The sequence below is a fragment of the Roseobacter sp. YIN89 genome, from assembly GCF_057219365.1.
Genome location: NZ_JBXVVD010000001.1, coordinates 206735 through 228007 on the forward strand (window position 1 = coordinate 206735; position 21273 = coordinate 228007).

17 protein-coding genes are annotated in these 21273 nt (G+C 54.4%); 3 read left to right on the top strand and 14 right to left on the bottom strand.

The features are described 5' to 3' along the window. Positions 1 to 203: 203 nt before the first annotated feature. From AC2D8V_RS01005 to AC2D8V_RS01025, 5 genes are all read right to left on the bottom strand, one after another. Positions 204 to 599: a nuclear transport factor 2 family protein gene (locus AC2D8V_RS01005; protein WP_484731649.1), complete on the bottom strand. Its 396-nt coding sequence runs from the start codon at positions 597 to 599 to the stop codon at positions 204 to 206. A 289-nt stretch (positions 600 to 888) separates the two neighbouring features. After that, on the bottom strand, positions 889 to 2631 hold the full coding sequence (locus AC2D8V_RS01010) for an adenylate/guanylate cyclase domain-containing protein (RefSeq protein ID WP_484731650.1): 1743 nt from the start codon (positions 2629 to 2631) through the stop codon (positions 889 to 891). Positions 2632 to 3091: 460 nt separating this feature from the next. After that, a complete protein-coding gene (locus AC2D8V_RS01015) occupies positions 3092 to 3823 on the bottom strand; it encodes a mechanosensitive ion channel family protein (protein ID WP_484731651.1) in 732 nt (243 codons plus the stop codon). Positions 3824 to 4156: 333 nt separating this feature from the next. After that, positions 4157 to 5428, bottom strand: a complete 1272-nt coding sequence (locus AC2D8V_RS01020) for an alpha/beta hydrolase (RefSeq protein ID WP_484731652.1) — start codon at positions 5426 to 5428, stop codon at positions 4157 to 4159. A gap of 23 nt (positions 5429 to 5451) precedes the next feature. Next, complete coding sequence (locus tag AC2D8V_RS01025) at positions 5452 to 6255, bottom strand: hypothetical protein (protein WP_484731653.1); 804 nt, start codon at positions 6253 to 6255, stop codon at positions 5452 to 5454. A gap of 322 nt (positions 6256 to 6577) precedes the next feature. Here AC2D8V_RS01025 and AC2D8V_RS01030 point away from each other — a divergent pair, with 322 nt between their 5' ends. Next, the gene (locus AC2D8V_RS01030; RefSeq protein WP_484731654.1) at positions 6578 to 7150 is read left to right on the top strand and encodes a TetR/AcrR family transcriptional regulator; all 573 of its coding nucleotides are present in this window, start codon (positions 6578 to 6580) and stop codon (positions 7148 to 7150) included. A gap of 51 nt (positions 7151 to 7201) precedes the next feature. On the opposite strand, the gene AC2D8V_RS01035 is transcribed toward AC2D8V_RS01030, so the two are convergent. From AC2D8V_RS01035 to AC2D8V_RS01075, 9 genes are all read right to left on the bottom strand, one after another. Then, positions 7202 to 8509: a HupE/UreJ family protein gene (locus tag AC2D8V_RS01035; protein WP_484731655.1), complete on the bottom strand. Its 1308-nt coding sequence runs from the start codon at positions 8507 to 8509 to the stop codon at positions 7202 to 7204. After that, positions 8502 to 10238 (bottom strand): hypothetical protein, encoded by a 1737-nt coding sequence (locus AC2D8V_RS01040; protein ID WP_484731656.1) that lies wholly within the window; start codon positions 10236 to 10238, stop codon positions 8502 to 8504. Before AC2D8V_RS01040 ends, AC2D8V_RS01035 begins: the two co-directional genes overlap by 8 nt. Positions 10239 to 10372: 134 nt before the next feature. Then, entirely contained in the window at positions 10373 to 11656 is a 1284-nt protein-coding gene (gene gntH, locus AC2D8V_RS01045; RefSeq protein ID WP_484731657.1) for a guanitoxin biosynthesis MBL fold metallo-hydrolase GntH, read from the bottom strand. 600 nt (positions 11657 to 12256) lie between these two features. Beyond that, on the bottom strand, positions 12257 to 13561 hold the full coding sequence (locus AC2D8V_RS01050) for a DUF3631 domain-containing protein (protein WP_484731658.1): 1305 nt from the start codon (positions 13559 to 13561) through the stop codon (positions 12257 to 12259). Beyond that, complete coding sequence (locus AC2D8V_RS01055; RefSeq protein WP_484731659.1) at positions 13558 to 13950, bottom strand: hypothetical protein; 393 nt, start codon at positions 13948 to 13950, stop codon at positions 13558 to 13560. Before AC2D8V_RS01055 ends, AC2D8V_RS01050 begins: the two co-directional genes overlap by 4 nt. Continuing rightward, positions 13950 to 14153: a hypothetical protein gene (locus AC2D8V_RS01060; protein WP_484731660.1), complete on the bottom strand. Its 204-nt coding sequence runs from the start codon at positions 14151 to 14153 to the stop codon at positions 13950 to 13952. The genes AC2D8V_RS01055 and AC2D8V_RS01060 overlap by 1 nt, the downstream gene beginning before the upstream one ends. A gap of 175 nt (positions 14154 to 14328) precedes the next feature. Further along, positions 14329 to 14529: a MerR family transcriptional regulator gene (locus AC2D8V_RS01065; RefSeq protein WP_484731661.1), complete on the bottom strand. Its 201-nt coding sequence runs from the start codon at positions 14527 to 14529 to the stop codon at positions 14329 to 14331. 95 nt (positions 14530 to 14624) lie between these two features. Beyond that, positions 14625 to 15737, bottom strand: a complete 1113-nt coding sequence (locus AC2D8V_RS01070) for a hypothetical protein (RefSeq protein WP_484731662.1) — start codon at positions 15735 to 15737, stop codon at positions 14625 to 14627. Positions 15738 to 15950: 213 nt separating this feature from the next. Beyond that, positions 15951 to 17123 carry a tyrosine-type recombinase/integrase gene (locus tag AC2D8V_RS01075; protein ID WP_484731663.1) on the bottom strand — a complete coding sequence of 391 codons (1173 nt, stop codon included), beginning with the start codon at positions 17121 to 17123 and terminating at the stop codon, positions 15951 to 15953. Positions 17124 to 17768: 645 nt separating this feature from the next. On the opposite strand from AC2D8V_RS01075, the gene AC2D8V_RS01080 reads away from it, so the two are divergent. Together AC2D8V_RS01080 and AC2D8V_RS01085 are read left to right on the top strand one after the other, a co-directional pair. After that, a complete protein-coding gene (locus AC2D8V_RS01080; RefSeq protein ID WP_484731664.1) occupies positions 17769 to 19607 on the top strand; it encodes a DUF3604 domain-containing protein in 1839 nt (612 codons plus the stop codon). 398 nt (positions 19608 to 20005) lie between these two features. Next, a complete protein-coding gene (locus AC2D8V_RS01085) occupies positions 20006 to 21232 on the top strand; it encodes an adenylate/guanylate cyclase domain-containing protein (RefSeq protein ID WP_484731665.1) in 1227 nt (408 codons plus the stop codon). The last annotated feature ends 41 nt before the right edge of the window (positions 21233 to 21273 follow it).

Below are 21273 nucleotides of genomic sequence, written 5' to 3' on the forward strand. Positions count from 1 at the left end.
GACGATCCGATCCTGCACAGCAGTAAACGACTGTTTTGTCCGCGTCATGGCCGTTTAAGTTTTTCTAGTGAACGTCCGGTTTGGGCTGATAGCGGTCATCGCAGCATCTCCAAAGGGGCGCTGGAAACCGAAAAACCAGTGCTGCACCGCCGCAAGTCGGCTTCGAGCCCAGTTTGTCGTTGCCTGGTCGTGCATTTGAAACGTCACGCCCCTGCAACTTGTCGGTCATAGTCAGCGCCGTCGTACCAACCTAACGATTTGCTCACATTTAGGTTTTCATCCAGGTCCCATTCTTCCCATCCAGAAAAGCGAACGTGGTTTCCTGTATCTTTTTGTATGCCTTCGAACGTCCACGCATAAATCATGTGATGATCCGCAACGAGAACGGTATTGAGACTAAGGACAAGGTCGGGGAAGTCAGCCATGAAACCTTCAGCCATATCAGATATTTGAGCGCGACTGGTCATAGGCTCGCCGCCGTTCATGGCCATAGAGGTCTTCTCAGCATACCTACTGGCAACACGGTCCGGTGCTCCGTCTGTCCAGGCGGCACAATGATCCTCGGCCAGTTTTCGAGCCGTATTGATGTCAGGTGTCATTAGCGTGTCCATGCCTTCCGGAAAGGTTTGATCCCTAAACGGTAACAGGACCTTCAAACCCGAACAAGTCTACCTTCGGAAAGACCAAAATTTTGGACGCCTTCTTTGTCCCCGAGCCGCGAGTTCGCAGTCGGGTCGTTTTTCTGCACTGCGGCGCATTGGCCTGCTTCGGAAGGCTGCTTTGGGCCGTTCTTTCTAGTGGCTGCGGCATCTGATGGGTAAGATGCTGCGACCGATCTAACGGCGGGAGAGAGTCCAAATCTATCGGATGACGACTGATGACTTGCCGCTAATTAGACAGTCCGGCCTTGCGCAAGCCAACGGCCAGTAGTTCGAAATCGTCTGATTGCCGCCACATGCTTTTGAAACCATGCGCAAGAATGGAAAAGTTTTCTTCGGTCACCTCAATGCCTCGGCTGCCAAACTCATCGCGACGTTCCGAAATAAAGTCCTGCAAGGCTGCCGCCGCCTCAGTTTGCCGGCCAAGATGCGCATAAGAAGCGGCCATGAAAGCCGCGGCCAAAGAATTTAGCCGCGCCTCTCCAATCAGCAATCCGAGCGCGGCCTCAAAGTTTCCGCAAAAAAATTCGACCTGCCCCATTATCCAGTCGATCGCAGGAGGATGTAATGGGTCCAACCGCATCGCCTCTAAGACCACTTCCCGCGCCTTGTCATGACGTCCCAGCAACAAAATACCATAGCCACACCAAGCCATAGATTCAGCCTCGTTCTCGATCAGCGATATCGTCTTTTCGAACTGTACGTCGGCTTCATCCCAGAGCCTTGCGCACAAATAGGCAAACCCCAGTTGATCTTGAATGTAGGGGTCTCGGTTGTCCAGAGCCGCGCCCTTACGGGCGATGTGCAACGCGTGATCAGGAGCGTCTGGGTCCGCCAGTCCAAGCCAAAGGTCGATAACATAGGTGTCAGAGAGGTACATATAAGATCGGGCCATGGACGGATCGAGTGCGATGGCCCGTTCCAGCAATGCGCGCGCTTTGGCAGTGTCCCGGGCATTCAGTCCGTCACGGAGAGCCTTGCTTCTCAGCATCAATTCATAGGCCTTCATTTCATCTGCCGGTTTCTGTGCTGAGCGGTCGACAAAATCATGCTGCACACGGCCTGGTAGTACAGCCACTATGCTGCGGGTCACTTCGTCCTGTACGGATAGGATGTCTTCCAATTCGCGGTCATAGCGTTCCGACCACAACTGCGTGCCAGTTACTGCATCGGCGAGCTGCACAGAAATCCTGACCCGACTTCCAGCCTTTCGAACACTGCCCTCAACAAGATAATCGGCGCCCAACGCCGCAGCAATTTCCGCGGGATCGATGTCTTGTGCTCTGAATCTGAAAGACGCGTTTCGGGAAATAACCTGAAGCGTACGAAAGCGCGACAAGCCCATGATAATATCTTCCACAATGCCGTCGCTGAAAAATGCCTGCTCAGGGTCGTCGCTCATGTTGTGTAGGGGCAGAACCGCGATGGCAGCTTTCTTGACAGCCGCCGGTTTCGGCGGTTCAGCGTCCGCTTTTTCCTCTCCCGCAACGCGCCAAGCGCGCACCGGCTCGATAACATTCTTGATGGAGTGCGTGCCCGCATCCTCCCATGGAACTGGAATGCGGTTGCCGACCACACGATATACCGCGTCAGAGACAAGCACGCCTCCGGGAGGCGCCAATTGCTCCAAACGCGCTGCAAGGTTGACGCCCGACCCGAAGACATCACCATCTTGCATGATGATGTCACCGAGGTTGATACCGATGCGGAAACGGATCGGGTCGGACCCTTCCGAGGTCGCCCGTTGCCATTCGATGGCGCAAGAAACCGCATCAGCGGCACTATTGAAACTGGCCAGAAGGCCATCACCCATAAGCTTGATAATGCGTCCACGATGACGGTTTACGAGAGGCGTGACTATTTGATCCATGCAAGCAGAAAAAGCAGTAAGAGTGCCAGACTCGTCCTGTTCCATCCGACTTGTGTAACCGACCATATCGGCGACCAGAATTGCTGCGAGTTGACGCTCCACAGATGTCCTCCCTTCCTGTGCATACCGGTCGTTTGACAACAAGACCATGTGAAACTGAATGGAGGGTTTGTCGAAGGAGACTTTGTCCGCATGGCGGTCATAGACGAGTTTTTGACCAGCGTCTGCTATCGCCCGAACCGGTCATTAAGAACAGAAAGTTCGGTTTTGTGTGACCGAACGACCGCTCAGCGGCGCTTAGCTGTCACCTGACCAGAAGCCTCAGATGACCGCATCGAGCCCATAGTGAACATCAGATTCAACCCCATCAGCGGTTGCTTAGGACAGAAAACAGACGTTTGGTTCGTTTGCTCGGATCGTAGCTTATCGAACTGAGTTTCAAAACAATTGACGGTCATAGATATCGATCCGAAGAATTCGTCCCGAACGCGGCTTTCATAACCAGGACACCGTACAAGGACCCTCGTTTCAGAAGCACCAATAGAGTTGGATTTGGGCATGACTAATGGAGTTCTTGTTTTGAGGTAACAAATTTGTTCAGCGGGTTGGTCAATTCTGCTCCAGACTTTTCGACGGTTTCCAAAATGGACTGATTCAAACGCTCGCAGACTGCCGCAAAAAGAGGATAATCGTTCGTGTGCGTGAACGCGTAAATCGCAATGTCGATGGTCCCGTGCGAGATGTCGTCAACGTTTGCGAGCCTCAGATACTCGCTTCCGTCGCAAAAATCGCCGCTTTCCGAGAGATAGCGCCTGATACCTGCAACAATCTGTTCAAGTTGGGCAGAACTGGTTTTTGGAGACAGGTGAATGGTACGCATCAACCTGCGATGATCGCGTCGTGTCTTATTCCTCACCACCGCATTCGCAAGTTCGGCGTTTGGGATGTAATAGGGTATGCGGTCCAACCCCAATACAGTCGTCGATCTGATGTCCACCTTGGCCACTGTTCCCTCCACAATGCCCGTGACTTCTATCCAGTCTCCTTGTTGAAAGCGTTTTTCGCCCATGTTGGACATGCCAGCTACGATGTTGCGCAGTAAGTCCTGTGAGGCAATTGCCGCAGCGGCGCCTAGGACGCCTACGCCTGTGATGGCCGTTCCGATTTCAATGTTCCATCTTTGCAATATGGCTGTAAAACACAGCGTCACTATGATCAGTCGTGCAATTTGAAGGAGCCAACTTGTTTCAAGCGATAGTCCAGTCACGCGCTTTGGCTGAATGGCAATGACCATTGTCTCCGCCAGTTGAAACCAGATCCCGAAAACGCCCAAAATGAATATCGAAGATATCACACGCTGAACAAGTTCACTTGTCTCGCCGGGGGGTAGCAACTGCCTTGAGGCGATCAGAATTGCGATGGCCACAACCGCAAGCTGGATAGGTTGTTCTAGTTTGTTACGAACTGCGTCGGACATGGGCATAGACGCCGCCGAGGTGAGCAAGGATGCGCACTTTACCAAAACCGACGCGATTGGTCTGCGTGCCAGAAATACCAATAAAACGAACAGTGAAATTCCGACGATGGCTCTGTGTTCAAGTATCGGATGCCAGTCAATCGGCATCGGTCAATTAAGCCCGACAACTTCGACAACACTGCCAAGTTTTTGGATCGCAACACCTGCCGTGCTTTGATCGGTCGACAGGTCGTCCCCCGCAGCCAGCCGTTTTCCAAGCAGCTGCACGATTTCCGGCGATGCTGCGAACTTCAAATGGTTGATGCTGGACTTGTCCTCGATGTCTGTCAGATCAATCACCGTCAGGCCGAGATCACTCAGCTCCGCGGCGTCAGCGGCTCCGACGCGAGGCTGATCACCCGCAATCTTCTGCGACAGACGCAGCGCCTTGTCGTCGCGTGATATCAAAACAACGAACATAGACCGGACTTCTTCGGGCAGACTGGCAATTTGTGTGCCAAATAAATCCAAATCGATGTCCGGCGCGGCAAGCACAACTGTTTGCATGCGGCTCGCCTTCTGGAAATTGCCTGAGAGCGCAAGGGTCCGTGCGGCCTCCATGGTGAGAAAGTTGCCCATGGAGTGCGCTATGAAATCGAAGTCGCTAAGGCGCGACCGGTTGAGCGTCATCATCGTTGAGGCGAGGGCATCACGCGAAAACGCAGCACTGTTGATGTCAGCGACATAATCGACCGTGTTACTGGTTGAGGGCCACGAGAACAGGATGGGGACGCCTTGATATCCGGTATCCTCGACGACCTGCGCCAGCCGCGCGACGGCTTCGGTCATGTTGGTATTGTAACCATGCACAAACACAAGACCGGAACGCGCATCGACCGTTTTGATCGATGCTTCCTTGTTGATCTGCTGAAGAAAACTGTTCGCGTTTTCAATCCGCTTTGGGTTGCCCAATACGAAATGCTGTCGCGGGTCAGGCGTGGTCCGTCGCGGCAATTCGACGTTGCCGATAACATGCGTCGGCGGGATCGAGACGTCGACACTTGCAAAGTGTACTGTGTTGGACCGATCACCCGAAAAGAAAACGCCCGTATCATCGGAGGGCCGACGGGACGTGACGATAAATATCCGGTGCACATTGTCCAGCTTTGTTGGCATCGGAGCCGCGCCCGGGTCTGAAACGCCAATAAGGTTCGGGGCCGGGGTGCATCCAATGAACAGTAACGCGACGAGAATGCAGAAGAAAGCCCGCGCCAATGCCTGCAGCCTTGCAAGCGTCGTCGTTTCGGTTGCCACATCCCGCAAGCCGATGACTTGCGCGGGCGGATAAGTCACAGCATTAGCGACACACAGAGGAGAATAAAGCTCACTCCTCTTGAGCGAATAGTACTGTGGCAGTCCTTGTGCGGTGATGCGCTGCGCCACGGCACCGTATTCGCGTTGCAGGGTCAGAAGAAGTGCCTGTAACCGATTTCAAGCGTAAATTCCCGATCGCTGCCGCTCGTGTTGTTGATGCCCCAGCCCGGCTTTAAATACGCGGCACCATTGGGGAGCATTTTCCCAATCTCGGGCGCAAACCATAGGGAAAATTCGTCGGTTTCGAAGTCATAGACCGGCTGCAATTCCGGCAGCAGGTAAATTCCGTCAAACAGGCCCGGCCCCGGACGTGACAACGGCTGCATCAAGAACCACCGCCCACGGTACTGGAGTGTGTCATCGACACCATCTTCCTTGTCGATGTCAAAATCGAGAAAGTTCATAAAGGCGGCGAACCCCGGGCTGAGCAGTTTGACATCGCGCACATAGACGTACATCGGTGAAAGAATCCAAGCATCGCCACCGAGCACGGGTTCGGTGGCGGTCGGCAGCGTCAGTTCAAATCCGACCATGTGCGAACTTTTCTCGTATTGAAACTGACTCGGCTTGTAAAAGAACCGAAGACCAAGATCGCCAATACCCGATTGTGACGCGCCCGACGGGACGCCGCCGCTGCCACCAGGTGGATTTGGCCCAAGCGGTGGCAAAGGTCCTGACAAGCCACCAACATCAACTTCCTTCCAGACTGGCAGGTCATACGTCATCGCGATATCAGGCGAGAAGGCATACATCCCGAAGAGGTTGACCTGATCCACCTCTACGCCGTTTTCAAGTTCGGTGTGGAGAGCATAGGGCATGAACTTGCTGGTGAACGCCCTTGGGTCAGTCCCGGTTGCATCTTCTTCCTGCGCTACGGCACCCGTTACAGTACCCATTGCTGTCAGAAAAACTGCTGCCTTCAATCTAAGCCTCGACATAGCCAATCTCCACAATTTCTTTATAGACGGTTCCGTTTATAAAAATGTACGGAGCCGTACATCTATTGTCAAGGCGTTTCGAAGGAGAAGTGGCGGCAGTATCAATCAAGTTGATCACACCAGAAACGGTCGTTGCGCGGTTTTCGGATATGCCGCCAAGTACTCGGGTCAGGAACGCTTCTGCTTGCACCGCTTGAGCAGGAACGTTGTCATCAACGAAGGGAGAGGCGGACTGTCGCATATCATTGATGTGCAACCGTCGGTCTGTTACGTGGGATTTATGTCCAAGACCGAAAGAACAACGACGCCGAAAACGCGCAAGAGCAAGCAGGACTGGCTGCACGCGTCATTGGAAACTTTGGAAAAGGCTGGGATAGAAGCTGTGCGGGTGGAACGGATCGCCGCGCAGCTTGGGATCGCCAAGAGTGGGTTTTACTACCATTTCTCTGATCGTAATGATTTGCACAATGCGATGCTGGACTACTGGCTGACACTGGATGGCACACCGTATTTTCGCGAACGCTTACATGCGGACGCTTCACCCACTGAGCGATTGTCTGTTGTATCGGAAGTTGTCGATCAGGCGAATCTGAGCAGATTTGATTCGGCCATCAGGCAGTGGGCACAACACGACCCCAAAGTCGCACGGGTCTGGCGCAAAGAGATGAAGAAGCGCACGGCGCATATCCGGGGGCTGTTCGAGACCCTTGGGTTTGACGGGGACGAACTGGAAGCGCGGACGCGGATCTTCGTGGCCTACACGACCAGTGAACGCGAACTTTTCCCCGATCTGTCCGTTGAAGAGCGACGCAAATTCCGTGACATCCGGCTCAGGCTTCTGACCACCCCCTGATAGCCTTGAGCCAATCTGTTGAGCGCGCAGCAATTGCGCCGGCCCGGTACCTTAACCCAGTGACGCCAGCACGGCGTGACCGCGCTCAACGGTCCAAATGCTCGCGACAATCGCACAGGCAACACCGGCCGTCACGCGGGACAGAAACGTGGCCTTCTCGCTGATATGGCCGAGAAACAAAAGCACTGGCCAGACCGCAAGTACAATGGCCAGTTGGCCGATTTCCACCCCGACATTGAAAGCCAGCAGGCTTTGCCAGATCTGAGGAGAGTCAATCTGAAGAATGTTCTGAAGAACGAACGAAAAGCCAAGCCCGTGCAACAGACCGATGGCGCAGGTCACGAAAAACATCTGAAGGCCCGTCTCGACACGGCTGAAACGCGGCCACACCGCAATGATCGCCGCATAAATAATCGACAAGGCGATGCCTGTTTCCACCGTGGGCACAAACCAAGCCGCTTGCGGCACAAAACCGAAAAACCCGATTGCCAGTGTCACGCTGTGTCCGATTGTGAACCCGGTGACCCGCCACAACAGCCCGCTGAGCGTGGTCGCGCCGATCACAAGGCAGATCACGAACAACACGTGATCAATGCCCTGCAGAATGTGCACGACACCCTCTTTGACAAATGTGCCGACGGCCAGCCACGGGGATCGGGATACTTCGACAGGTTCGCTTAACAGCCCCCGGGCTCGAAATATCTTTGGAGCGCCTGACCCGTAGTCGAGAAGGAGATTGGCTGTCTGCTCTTGCCCGGGCAGCCCCGGATCAAGTGTGCTTGACCAGCGATACCGCGTCACGGCCTCGGGCGGCGCATAACGGATGAGCATATCGATAACCGTGTCGCCAACATACTGCTGATCATTGATGGGCGCAGGCGGCGCGATTTTTCCGAACACAGCGCGCGCTTCCGCGAGCGTTGCAAAACCCGGCTCTGATCCAACACGATGCAGCCGGATGTCCTCCACCTCACCTCGAATACGCTGTCCAGAGCTTTCGAAAACGAATCCGGATTCCGCAATCCCTCCAAGGACTAACGGGTTTTGCGTGACCTCTTGAAAGTCGACAAAGTGCACAAGTTTTCCGTCCTCCATAGCATTGGTCGTGAATGGCGCGGGTGCAGGTAGCCCATCCATTTGCGGTTCCGTACCAAGCTTGTCCGCAATCAAATACGGCAATGGCATGCGAAGGTAGGTCCGCACGTCCTCGCCATCGTGCACGATGTGAAAGATGCGAACGTTCAGGTTCAACAAGAAATGTGCGCCTGCAGCGGATCCCGTCAGGACTAGGAGCGTTACGGCCAGCGGCGCGATGAATGTTTTGACTCTTTCAAGCAAAGCTGTGATTTGTTCAGACATCGGGGTCTTTCATTTCAAGCACTGTAATTGCGTCCAAGACCCAAGTCCCATTTTGCTCGATCACTTCAACGAGGGACCGATATTCGATGTTGCGCAGATGATCGTGTCCCCAGTGGCTGGCGCGTATTTCAGCCGACCAGTTGGCCAACGTCTGGAAGCCGGTCTTTGTCGGGTGTGCTTCAAGGGTTTCAAGCCCCACGTTGCGAATGTTGCTGATCCGGCCAATTCCACCTTCTGCAATTTGCACCGCCAGTGCGCGGTCAAGTTCGGCTACAACGTCTGCAAATGACTGATTGGCCACGGTACCGCGCAATGCGTTTGCCCGGTCGTCTTTGTGCACGGCAAGATGGGCAACCGCCACGTTGTTCAGGAGTTTCTCAAGAACACGCGCCGCGTTCGCTCTCTCCGGCATTGTTTCAAACAACAGCTGGATTTTTGACGATCCGCTGGGCGTGGCGATCCAGCACAGAGCCACGCAGCACAGTGCGAATCCACCGGCCGCCGTCAAGTGCCGCCGGGGTGGCCGACTCACGGCGAGGAAGATCGCCGTCGCACCAAAAAGCACTGCGGAGAACAAAGACAGCCCTGAGATGGGGTATATGGCGATAGCCGCCACAACGGGTTTCGCCTCAGGTCTTTCAAATCCAAGCAGATGGTTTGTCCAGACGATCTGAGGGTCTTCAACCGTCGCGCCACTCCGAAACGGGCCAGCAGGATCTGTCAGTATTGCAGGGACTTGAGTGATATTGTCATCAAACATCTGCCAATCGACAGAGACCTCCGCTGGGATTTCGTCCACCGCAAAAGAAAAGATTACCCCCAGAAAAGCATTGTCCGCCGCAAGCGCGGGGGCGTCGTCAACAAGTTTCAATCCAGACGCATTCAGCGTCAAAAAATGCGCTCGGTCTGCCGTTGGGGCGGATGCCTTGCCGTCCAGGTTCACCGTATTCCGTTCGGCCAACAAGCCGGTGGCGCGCTCTTTGATCAAGCCTTGATCGTCTTGTGACAGCAGCGTTCCCGGCCCAATCTCCATGTCGAGCCAAGGCGCCAGATCGCGCACGCGGATCAAAACCTCATGCCGGACTTCTCGGGGTTCGACATAAAGATATGTTGTTGTCCCCGATGTATGATGCCTACGCAAATTCGGATTGTCGAAACGCGAATACCAAGGGTCATGCCAGTCCAAAGTCAAACGCGCAGGCCGCGACAAAAAGCGGAAATTCGTCACCGGGACGCCCCGGTCAAAGACGATCATGCCAATCGTAACCAGCGGCACACCATCCGGTCCGGCCGGGGGGCTGAGCTCGATCACTTCTGGCTTCTCGGTACCAAAAGTATAGCGAAGTTCCGCGTAAACGACACGCGGGTCCGCAGGCGGAGTTGGAAAGGCCTCGCCGCTCAGAGGGTTGATTTTGCCGCTCAGTGCATTTGAACGATCCACGCGGTATCTGCGCTCGATTTTGACCAACTCAGGCGTTAACAACGTGCCCGACCCTGTCCGCACGGAAAGCCCCTCTTTGGAAAAGAGCAAAAGGCGGTTTTCGAGCGACGGTCTGTCTGGCTGGGGTGTTTTGAACCACTGATCCGGGATCAAATCCTCGAAGTGTTTTGCATCCTCAACGAATATCTCGAGCGCAATTCGAACACCATCATTGTCGATCTGAATTTCGGCAATGTTGTTCGCGACCTCAGAGCCGTTCATCGGCATGTAGTCTGCAAACGCAGGCATTGATAACAGGCTGCAGGTCAGCAGACTCCAGCTCAGAAAAACGGGGCGAAACCAATGCTGGCACGCCATGTCTCGATAGGCACGGCCGCCAGCTTTCTTGCTCGTTTTAGAATGGGCGTCATTCTTCAACACAATTACTCGTTCGGTACGTACCAGGGTTTACTGGGGCGCCAGTCCTGCTCTGCCAGACCTTGGGCGTCGCGGAATTCGTCTAGCATCTCGTTCTGTGCGTTGAAGCCGGGGCCCCATTCTCCGTTCCGAACGAAATCGCTGGTCGGATCAGCCCAATTGGGGTCTGGTGGAGGCTGGCGCGTTGGCCCAGGAACGGCGCTGCCCCGATCTGGTGAAACGGCCATACGTTCGGTGACGCCGTCTGACGTGATGTTCCACGTCATCATGTCCATCGCGATCGACAAGGGACCATCATAGGTCGTCCGAATGGACACAAGCAATTCCTGATGCGCCTCTTCCATGGTGTGATAGGCCACTGCGTGCCCGGGCTGGATTTCACTCATTACTTTGCCAAAGGCCGGGCCAGAGGAATGAAACTCGCAGCATGCCCGCCATGCCAACTGGGCAGGCTGGCCGTAGTCCTTCATGAAAAAATCTGGGCTTGCAAAGGCTTCATGGATCACGAAGTCCGCATCTTTTGCATATTCAACGAACCATTTGTTGGGCGACGTATCTCCGCCGAACACAAGTTTCAGATCAGCATACTCGATAATATAGCTGACGGGGCCGTCACCGGCATGTATCGCGGGGATGGACCGGATAATGATTTCACCGTCATCGTAGACCACGGCGTTTTCGCCACGGTAGTCAAATTCGTTTACCGTGATCGTGCCAGGAATGGGCGAGATCTTAAATGCGCGGGTCTGAAAATCCCAGTTGAACGCGCGCTTGAAGCCATCGATCGCATAGGCTGTTCCCATCTCGTGTGTTTGACCACTTGGTCCCCATACCTCCAGCGGGACCGGGCGCCCGGCGGTCCAACCACCAGCCCAAAGCGCATCAAGATCTCCCCAATGATCAGTATGCAGGTGGCTGATGAAGATCTTGGTCAAAAACTCCGACGGGATCATCAAGGAATTGATGTTGCGCATTGAGCCGGTGCCGATATCGAAGATGATTTTCTCGCCGTTCCCAAACTCAAAGAGAAAACATGCAGAAGCCTGACCGCGGCGTTGATCTGGCATACCGGTACCGCAGGCGATGACGCGTACTTCACCCGGTGCCAGTGTCTCGGTGCCCGGGTAGTAGACGTAACGATCCGGAGCAACGCCGGTTCGCTCTGCCACAACCCCGCCGGCTGCGTAGGCGTCGCCACTGCAAATGCTGAACAAGGCGCAAAACAGGCCGACCGACAATTGCCTCATCGCCGACGGTACTCTGAAAAAAAGAAGGACAAGGTCTGGCATGGTAATTCTCCGTGCGAGGGTAAAGTTTAATGCGCAATCTAACAATAGTGTACGGTTCCGTCTATAACTGTTTTATGCCAGGATCACTCTGACGGATTTCGGTGCAGAAATTGCCCGCTGATGCAGGGTTTTTTGCGGTTATGGACGTGCAAACGTAAAAGTCTGACCTGCTGAATGCCTGCTTCATGCTGGAGGCCGTGCCAGTGCTAGGCTACCAGAAGGATAGCTTTGTCCGCGATGCCGCAATCCTGGCTAAGAAGATGCTGCGCCATGAATGATTATCCGGTCGGGGGAAGCCTGGTCGTCGGATTTTGGTCGGATCGAATGTCGGCAGTGGGTCGGAAGCGGTAACTGAGCCGATCCGAACAAATGGCCGCTTCGTCCGCAACTGAGACATTCGTTGTGACTGCAGCGAACGTCCGCTCTTGATGAAAGCGGACTTTAAAGCCGGCGACCTGTTGAAACATCGACAGGCCTGCTCCTACCGCATCCTCTTCCGTCACAAGCGTCACAAGTGTCACGGGCGCGTTAAAACTATGATTAATATATTCTTTTCGTGACGCTTGTGGCAACCTGTGACGCTTGTGACGCTTGTGACGCTTATTTTGGGGTCACCTCCAGATACCTATCACAGGCCTCCTGGAGCTCCATGACGCGGTAAAAGCGGCCCTTTCGGTCTCTGGTCGGACGAATCCCAAACTCCTTCAGCAGCCTTGCGATCCCCCGAGGCGTAATCGGGTCACCCCTGCGCCATTCCGCCCACGGTCCTTCCTCATCAGATGTCAATTCCGAAAGTAAATCCTTGGAACTGATCGAAGCGCCGGTCCAGCGCCCGAGGATTTCAACGATGTCGGAGAGCAACAGTACACCTGGTGATGCGGGATCATCTTCAACCTCCTGACGCGCAATGCCGACGAACGCTCCTCTTACCCTCGTGGGCCAGGCGCCGCCGGCGGCATCAGCGATTGCACACAGCGGGCGCGCGTTGTCCTGTGCCCTGTCGTTTAAATCATTAGGCATCACTGGATCAGCACCGGTGAGGCCAATCCTGTTGTCTGCAACCCACCGCGCAGCTTTTCGAGCCAACGGGATAAGCGCGTCGCCGGAGCGTGCAGAGAAGCGCTCGACGCAGTCTTCTGGCCGTTTGCGGCGTAACCGGACGGAAATCGAGCGATCCACGATCGTATCGGGCGGGCGCCCAATCATGGCAATGACCTTCGGACCCCAGACATTGAAGCGCCTCGGCTCGTGATCATCGCCAACCGAGCGCCAGACATAGGCGGTTCGGCGATTGTGCCCTCCGTTGATTAGTCCCCGCATGTCTTCGTTGTCTTTGAGGAAGGTGTCGCCTTCATCAATGATCAGGGTTGGTTTGTGGGCCTCGATCACCCGGAAAACGACCGCTGGCGATACATTGATGACATGCATGGGCTTGGGCACCAGGGTTGCTATGACGGAGGCCGTAGTAGATTTCCCACAACGTTTCTCCGGTGAAGTAAGGCAGAGAAGCGGCGAGATGTCCGAGCAGTCGTGCGCATGTGCATGAAGAATCCATGTCGCGATCAGTACATCCGAGTGATCCGGAAGAACGCAAAAACGCTTGATCGTTGCCAGCAGCTCGTCGAGCAAGTCGGCGCTATCAACAGGGTCAGACCAAGGTTCCATGTCTTTGAAGACATCTTTACGCGGGTCGTCAGAAACTGAACGCAGCTTCCGCACCTCCTCGTCCAGAACACTGACGCGCAGGCGGAGCGCACCAGCCTCTTCCTGCCGGCAGCATTCGTAATCGAGTGGATCTAGGCTTGCGAGATGCTGGATGCTAGCGCGAATATCATCTGGTGCCGTGATCTCTGACAGCAGGTCGTCTCCGCTTTCAGCACGGTCAAAATGTGCGTCCCATTTCATGCTGCGACCCTCCGTTTTGCGGCGGTCAGAAACTCCGCCCTGTCCCGCTCAGAGAGCTGAAGAAAGCAGGCAGTCAGCCACGCTTTAATCTCAGACCCCGTTGCAATCCCCGCCCACCAGCGCGCGTCAGCCCCGACATCGAGAAAGACGGGCAAAGGAGCCCCGGCCAATCTGGCCGGGACAACCGTTTCAAGAAATTCGATAAGAAGGTCGGTATCATTGGCTGCAGCAATGGACGTCAGCAGACAGGCCCGCTCGAAAGGCGTCAGACGCGCCCTCAGAACGATCTCTAAACCTTGCCATGCCTCAGGCTGATCTTGCAGAACCAACGCATACTGTATCGACGACAAGGCGCGCTTATGACGCTTGTTGTGCTGTCGTATATCCATCACTTGCCCTCCCCGAAGCAGAGGGTTGCCAGCAAACGCGCGCGGCGCTCACCGAGTCCGAAACGATGCCTCAGACGCTGGGTTTGCAGATCGCTGCAATTGGCGTATATCTCGTGGGTGAAAGTTGCGTCGTAGCTACTTTTCATTGGGGCCTCGGAGTTGCGTTGCAGCGCATCTCTGGGGCCTTTCCATTTGGCGTTCATGAAAAGACTCCTATATTATTGCGAGAAGTGTGAAGATTGGGGTATGCGGCAAGCTCATCGCGTTGACGCATTCCGGTACAGGCACAGGCAATGAAGCCCACTCTGCATTCGGATGGTTGAAGGGAGTGGATCGTAACTAAACGGTCGAAGTGCGGCTGATCACTGTTTCGCATCTCTAGCCCTCCGCACGCGTATCGATGCGATTGGCGTTCAGCCAGGCTATAAGATCGGCGCCTTTGTAAAGAACGCGAGATCCGCTCAAAATGTAAGACGGGCCAATCTTCTTGTGGCGCCATGCCGCCAGCGTCTGAACTGCCGCGATTTGGCGGAGTTCGTCGGCAGACGGCCGATAGTACTGCTCGGGGTTGATTTTCATACACTGCTCCATGACTTCTGCGGGCGAGATTGCTCCGCTTGGATCAGTTTATTTTTAAATGTCTGCTTACGTCCTCGGTAATGGCCGGAATCTAATTACCGGCCTTTACCGGCCTTTGAATTTTTTATTTCAAGCCAACGACTTACCCGTTCCCTAATAGTGCTTTCAGCGGGGTGGTCGTCTATCTTGTCGATAAACCAGTCCTTCGTAGCTTGCTCGACATCGGCTTTGCGTCCCCACTCCGGATCCGTTTCGTCCAAAGGGCCATGATGAATCCAAAGTTCATCGAGGTGGCTGTACAGTCCCTCCCAGTCATATGCGGCCCGACGGCCACGCGGAGCGTTGGACTTCTTACCGTCAAAGTCAGTTGCTGTCGGTCCTGCTTTGTCAATTGGCGAAGTTGCCTCGCCCCAAATGCCAACCAAGTCGTTCCGTTTGTAACGAACGTATGTCCAATCAGCCTCGTTGCTTGCTTGCTGGTCTTCAGTTCTGTCGTCCGTCGCTCCCGCGACAAGGCAATCGGTGAATTTCCCGTTTGATGAAAACTCACGCTGAATCAGAAATGCCGTTTTAGGTATTTTTGAAAATTCATTGTGTGCCGTGTTGCTGTTCCGATAATCCGGAACGCCATAGCCTGCGAGCCGACCTTCACCCATAAACCGGATAATTTCGTTGGCGGCATGTGATCGCACATGTCGTTCAGCCAGTAGCGCAACTATATCGCGCGCCGCTGAAGAACGTTCGGCCTCAGAAACGGCATCGGCTGGTGTGTTTAGAGTCTGTAGTGCTTCTCTGATCTGACCGCCCGTTTCAATCAGCTCATACCAATCGCGAATCTTCTGACCCGCTATCCAGCATATTGCGGCTGAAGCGGGAATCGGACCAGATGGCAGTAGCTTGCCATCGCGTTCTACGGCTGCAGGGAGCATTGCAACAGGCTCCAAACGTTCGAGCCAAGCTTCGACGTCGTCCACTTCGAAGAAAAATTGCTTTTCCCAAGCCCATTCGGGAAATGCCGACAACGGCCCATGTGCGCCGCCCAGTAAAAATTCGGTTCCGATGTCAAAAGCAGTCAGGCTGTCAAATATACTTGCGGGTACTCGGTGCCGAGTACCCCACTTTTCGTTGGTTGTAAGTTCACTTGCATAAAGTGTCAGCGTACCGTTTTTCAGTTCATCTAGAATCTTTTCGACTGAGATTTGTCTCATTCCTGTTGCTAAAACACGTGTGAGCTCTTCATTGCCATCGACCGAGTAAGGGGGGGCAGCAGGCTTTGGCGTGGGAATCTAATTCCAAACAAATGTGGTAATAAGAATTCATGTAATTCATCGCTGCCAACATGACCTTCAAGCCCAGGCTGGTCTCTCAGGCCTAACTGTTCCCGTGGCCTTTGAAAGAGCTTTGTCGTTTGGGGCTTTCCGTCAATCATTCTTGGCTGCTTTACCCAGTAATTTGTCGGCCATCGAATCCCCCATGCGTTGACGTAACTCTACCAATGGCGCACCTGCGCGTCTCGCGTAACGGTCGGCCATTGCTGTAGTTTTGTGTCCGATCATATCGCGCAAAAGGTGGGAGCCGACGCCGAGCGCTGCTGCCTCTGTCATGATCGTACGGCGAAGGTCATGCAGCCTCGCGCCCTCGATGCCAGCGGCCTGGCACGCTTTGGCCCAGTGCCGACGCACTGCGCTGTAATCCATAGGACGGTCGACACGCCTGCCAAACACCACGTAGCTACCGGCTTTTGGTGCGGCAGCTAGAAGCGCTTGTGCTGCTGTCGGTAGGGTATGGATGCGGCGACCAGTTTTGGATTTTGGCAGCACTAGAAATCCACTTTCGAGGTCCACTTCGTCCCAACGCATATCGAGAATTTCGCCGATCCGCAGGCCCGTGACGGCGGCAAGCCGAATGGCGAGTACAGCAGAAGGATTTAGGTTGCCCGTTGTTTCAAAAGCCTGTCCGAGTGCCGAAAGTTCCGAAGCCGACAGCGTGCGGACACGCTCTTCTTCGCGGGCCTTTTCGATGCCGCGCGCCGGATTCGTGTGCTGAGGTCGATACTCCCAATGCTCGACCTGATTGAAAAAAGCGGAGAGCAGCGCACAAACCCGATTGGCCATGACCGGCGGGAGAGGATCTAGAATTTTAGCAACATCGTCCCTTGTTATATCTGCGACGCGCCTTGGCCCAATTTTTGGCAGAACATACTTTTTTGTCTGCCGTGTGTATTCCTTGAGCGTGCGTTCAGTAAGGCGGCCATTAGAAAGCCGGCGTATCAAATGGTCGCCAAGATACTGTTCCATGGCTTCAGCTACGGTTGGAAGTGATCGGCGTTGTTTCCGTTCTTCGATCGGGTCGTGGCCTTGTCGGACTTTGACCAATGCTTCTCCGGCCAAAAGCCGCGCCGACTCCAAAGTTATTTCTGACGCTCGGGCGAGGGTCATCAGACGTTTGCGGCCGTCAGCCCGGTAGCTCAGCACAAACGACTTGGCGCCTGCCTTTGTAATTCGCAGGCCTAACCCCTTCACCTCCGCATCCCAGATGATCCGGGTTCGACTGTCTGGCTTAGCGTCGCGGATTTTCTTGTTAGTGAGGCTCAATTCATTCCCTACTCTGGTGATATGGCACGACCTGTGTCACCAATATGTCACCAGATGAACGGAAAAACTAGATATAAGTAGGAAGCTCGAAGAATGAATTCTTACATAAATACCTATATTTGGAAGATCGTAAGATAGTCAGCAGTATGAGAATAAACAGCTTGCTCTATGACTTTTAATCAGTGGGTCGCAGGTTCGAATCCTGCACGGCTCACCACTGTTTTCAAAGACTTAGCCGAAACGGCTCGGATTCGTTCAACAAGCGGGAAAACCGCAGGTTTTACATTGCAGCTGCGTCTTCGTGCTTTTGCGCCACGGATGCTGGCGGGTGGCCATATTAGGTGCGTGCAACGCGTATCCTTGGAACGTAACGGCGCAACAGACCGCTTCATGCTTGCAGGCAGGCTGCTGCCAAAGCCGCTTTGACGCCCCCGAACACATAGCGGACCCACGGTGTTCGCGGTGCGAGAGCCCCCTGATGCGCCTGCTTTCTCGATTTCGCTCCATAGCGCGCGCGGGCCTGTGCTTGCTATTCCGGTTTCCGTAAGACGGATTGGGGCGCAATAATTCTGCCTATTATTTAACATTGCTCCGAACAGGTTTCCTGCATCATATTCGACGGGAATTGATTTGAAGGATTTTGATATGAAGATGAAATTGGCACCATCGTTATTTCTGTCCGTTCTGGCGGTAGCCTTTCCTGCCATGGCACAAGAAGACTGGACTGCGCGTGAAGCAGTTGTTCCTGAGAATCCGCTGAAAAACGCTTATTTTGGCGAAACACATGTGCACACATCGTTTTCGCTGGATGCTTATATCGGCGGAGCACGCCTCACTCCCTTTGACGCTTATCGCTTTGCAAAGGGCGAAGCTGTTTCGGTGAACAACGTGCAACGCAGTATCGGGCGCCCGCTGGATTTTGCAGCGGTCTCCGACCATGCTGAATTCCTCGGCGAGATGCTGTCGACCCAAGTCCCAACAGCCACTGGCCACAACCAGGACGCCCTTGCAGAGCTGCGCGGCCTGTCGGACGTCGAGACGCAGCGCGCATGGTTCGTGAAATATGTTGTCAGCAATATGCGGTCCGGCGCGCCTGAGCACCCCCCCTTCTTTGCCGGGCCAGAAACCACCAAAACCGCTTGGGAAGACTATGTTATTGCGTCTGCCGAGGCGAATTACGATCCCGGTACCTTCACCAGCCTCATCGCCTTTGAATGGACGTCGGCGCCTGATGCCGGCAACATGCACCGCAATGTGATCTTCCGCGACAACACAGTGCCAGACGTCCCGATCAGCGCGCTTGATACCACGGACGAGGAAGAACTCTGGACTTGGATGGAAGAACAGGAGGCCGCAGGCTCCACTTTGCTCGCCATTCCACATAACTCCAATGGCAGCAAAGGTTTGATGTTCGAGCCGATTGATAATTCCGGCAACCCGCTCACGCGTGAGTATGCCGAACGGCGCGCCAAGTGGGAGCCGTTGATCGAGATGATGCAAATCAAGGGCAACTCGGAAACCCATCCCGGCGTGTCGCCGGACGACGAATTTGCGAACTTCGAAAATGCAGAAAGCGTTGCGACCTTCAGCGAACGCTACTTCCGAAATGATGGTTTTGTCCGTTGGGCCTCCGCAAAAGGTCTCGACTATGAGCAAAAACTAGGCGCGAACCCTTGGAAGCTTGGCTTTATCGGTGGGACCGACAATCACAACGGCCTCCCCGGTGATGTTGACGAGGCAACTTATAATGGCAGCCACGGTGTTGCTGATGGCACGGTCGAGCAACGCCGCGAAGGCGAGATAGACGGTTGGGTACTAGGCCCTGATGCCAATCCGGGGTCGATTGCCGGCGTCTGGGCGCCCAAGAACACCCGTGGCGAGATTTTTGATGCGATGCAAAACCGCGAGACTTTTGTCACCTCTGGCCCCCGCATACAGCCGCGGTTTTTTGGCGGGGCAATGCTTCAAGTTAATGACGACCCGGTCAAACTCGTGATGGACGGCTATGCCAACGGCGTGCCGATGGGCGGCAACCTGACAGCTTTGAACGGTTCACCCACCTTTACTGTGCATGCTTTGAAGGACCCAGAGGGCGCAAATCTTGACCGCATCCAGATCATCAAGGGTTGGGTCGATGAGCAAGGCGAACCTCAAGAGCGCGTCGTAAATGTCGCGTGGTCAGGTGAACGCGCGCTGGATGAAAATGGCAAACTCCCCGCCGTCGGCAATACAGTCGACCCTGAGACGGCAACATATACCAACGACATAGGGGTCCCTGAATTGCATGGTCATTGGACAGACGATGATTTTGATCCGGACCAAAACGCGCTGTACTACATGCGCGTCATCGAGATACCCACGCCGCGCTGGACGACATACGATGCAGTACGCCATGGGCTGCCGCTCCTCGAAGACGTTGCAGTTTGGATACAAGAGCGCGCCTGGACATCGCCGATTTGGTACTCGCCCGAAAACTCGCTGTGACGGTAATGCCCAAGCCGGAGTTTGAAAGCTGTTTGATCAGGACGTTGCGTATCTTCACAACTTTCGTCTTTTGAAAACGAATACCATTTCTTTCGCCACTCTGTCCTTCGTTAGTCTTTGACGAACCTCTGATGCAGGAGATCGCCGTTCGGACCAGTAGGCCAAGACTTTTAATCTGCTCGGGCAGCTTGCCCAGACACCGGAACCGGTTGGTCAGGAAGGCATCCAAAGCGCAAGGATTGAACGGGTTCCAACGGCGCTATAGCGTGTCTCTCGCAGACACCATTTTGTCACACGAATAGTCTTAATGAGCATTTGGATTTTTCACAAAGAATTGCCCCCCATCGGGAGATCAGAGCATTTGTCGCACAACGCCAATAACATGTTGAAAGTTTCCGATGTCTGATCTCATCCAGCGCGCCATTGACCTGATGCTTTGGACACCTCCGGAGATGGAAGACAAAGAAGCGCGCTACTATAGTTTTCACCGTCTTGGGCCATGGGTTGCGAGTTTTTCGCACGGTCTATGGGCCGTTATTTTTGCACTGAACGGTGTCGCCGTGATGGCGTATTACAACATCGCCGTGACGCTGTTATTCGCCGCGTACGGATACCTCTGGCCGCGCCGCCAAGGGCCTATGTGGTACATACACCTCCTGTATTTTGCTGAAATTCCCCTGCATGCGTTGCTTGGTACGCTGCACGCCGGGCTAGAAGCGATGTTTTGGCTTTTCCCGCTTGTGTCCGCCATTGTGTGCCTTGTTACACCGCAGTTCTCATGGGTGCGCAAAACGCTGATTTGCTCGGCACTCCTTGCTTGTGCCATTTCGATTGGTGTGCTCGCAATATTATCGCAGCCATGGGTGGTGATGTCCGACGCATCGGTTATTTTCCTCTTTGTCCTAAATACGATCAGCGTAAGTTCGGCATTGGTCTTTTATCTGGGTCTGAACCAGCATTTGGTTGAAACCGCAGAGGCGGGCATGAAACGCGAATACGAACGTGCGGAGAATTTGCTGCATAATATTTTGCCCTCTCCGATTGCGCTTCGTCTGAAAAACGGTGAACGCGTTATTGCCAATGATTATCGTGAGGTCTCGGTCATTTTTGCCGATATCGCGGATTTCACGGCTGCCAGCGCAAAACTTTCGCCCGGAGAACTGGTGCAGTCACTGAACCTGATTTTCACAGAATTTGACAGTTTGGCAGACAGCTATGGCGCCGAAAAAATCAAAACGATTGGTGATGCCTACATGGTTGTCGTGGGCGTTCCGGAAGACAAACGGAACCATGCAGAGATCGCCATAGAGCTTGCAACAGAAATGCTCACCGCCGCAGCGGCCATCAGTTCTCGCACGCATTTCGACGTCAACTTGAGAATTGGGGTCAACTCGGGGCCGGTTGTGGCCGGGGTGATCGGGAAACGTAAGTTCGCTTATGACCTTTGGGGCGATGCGGTGAACATGGCGTCGCGCATGGAAAGCCAAGGCGCGCCCGGTCAGATCATTGTCACAGAGAATACCGCAAAGCTTTTGACTGACCGTTTCACAGTGACCCCTGAAGGACTCCGCGACATCAAGGGCAAAGGTGAAATCCCGATCTTCAGTGTGCAGACCAACCCTTAGAAGGGCCACGGCTTTTGCGTTTCAGGGTTTGGATCGGCGTC

Bases quoted from the DNA above. Each gene is read 5' to 3' on its own strand.
- AC2D8V_RS01050 (WP_484731658.1), bottom strand. From the start codon at position 13,561: ATGAAATGGGACGCACATTTTGACCGTGCTGAAAGCGGAGACGACCTG.
- AC2D8V_RS01015 (WP_484731651.1), bottom strand. From the start codon at position 3,823: ATGGTCATTGCCATTCAGCCAAAGCGCGTGACTGGACTATCGCTTGAA.
- AC2D8V_RS01040 (WP_484731656.1), bottom strand. From the start codon at position 10,238: ATGCCTGCGTTTGCAGACTACATGCCGATGAACGGCTCTGAGGTCGCG.
- AC2D8V_RS01060 (WP_484731660.1), bottom strand. From the start codon at position 14,153: ATGAACGCCAAATGGAAAGGCCCCAGAGATGCGCTGCAACGCAACTCC.
- AC2D8V_RS01035 (WP_484731655.1), bottom strand. From the start codon at position 8,509: ATGTCTGAACAAATCACAGCTTTGCTTGAAAGAGTCAAAACATTCATC.
- gntH (WP_484731657.1), bottom strand. From the start codon at position 11,656: ATGCCAGACCTTGTCCTTCTTTTTTTCAGAGTACCGTCGGCGATGAGG.
- AC2D8V_RS01025 (WP_484731653.1), bottom strand. From the start codon at position 6,255: ATGGGTACTGTAACGGGTGCCGTAGCGCAGGAAGAAGATGCAACCGGG.
- AC2D8V_RS01055 (WP_484731659.1), bottom strand. From the start codon at position 13,950: ATGGATATACGACAGCACAACAAGCGTCATAAGCGCGCCTTGTCGTCG.
- AC2D8V_RS01080 (WP_484731664.1), top strand. From the start codon at position 17,769: ATGAAGATGAAATTGGCACCATCGTTATTTCTGTCCGTTCTGGCGGTA.
- AC2D8V_RS01070 (WP_484731662.1), bottom strand. From the start codon at position 15,737: ATGAGACAAATCTCAGTCGAAAAGATTCTAGATGAACTGAAAAACGGT.
- AC2D8V_RS01065 (WP_484731661.1), bottom strand. From the start codon at position 14,529: ATGAAAATCAACCCCGAGCAGTACTATCGGCCGTCTGCCGACGAACTC.
- AC2D8V_RS01030 (WP_484731654.1), top strand. From the start codon at position 6,578: ATGTCCAAGACCGAAAGAACAACGACGCCGAAAACGCGCAAGAGCAAG.
- AC2D8V_RS01005 (WP_484731649.1), bottom strand. From the start codon at position 599: ATGACACCTGACATCAATACGGCTCGAAAACTGGCCGAGGATCATTGT.
- AC2D8V_RS01085 (WP_484731665.1), top strand. From the start codon at position 20,006: ATGTCTGATCTCATCCAGCGCGCCATTGACCTGATGCTTTGGACACCT.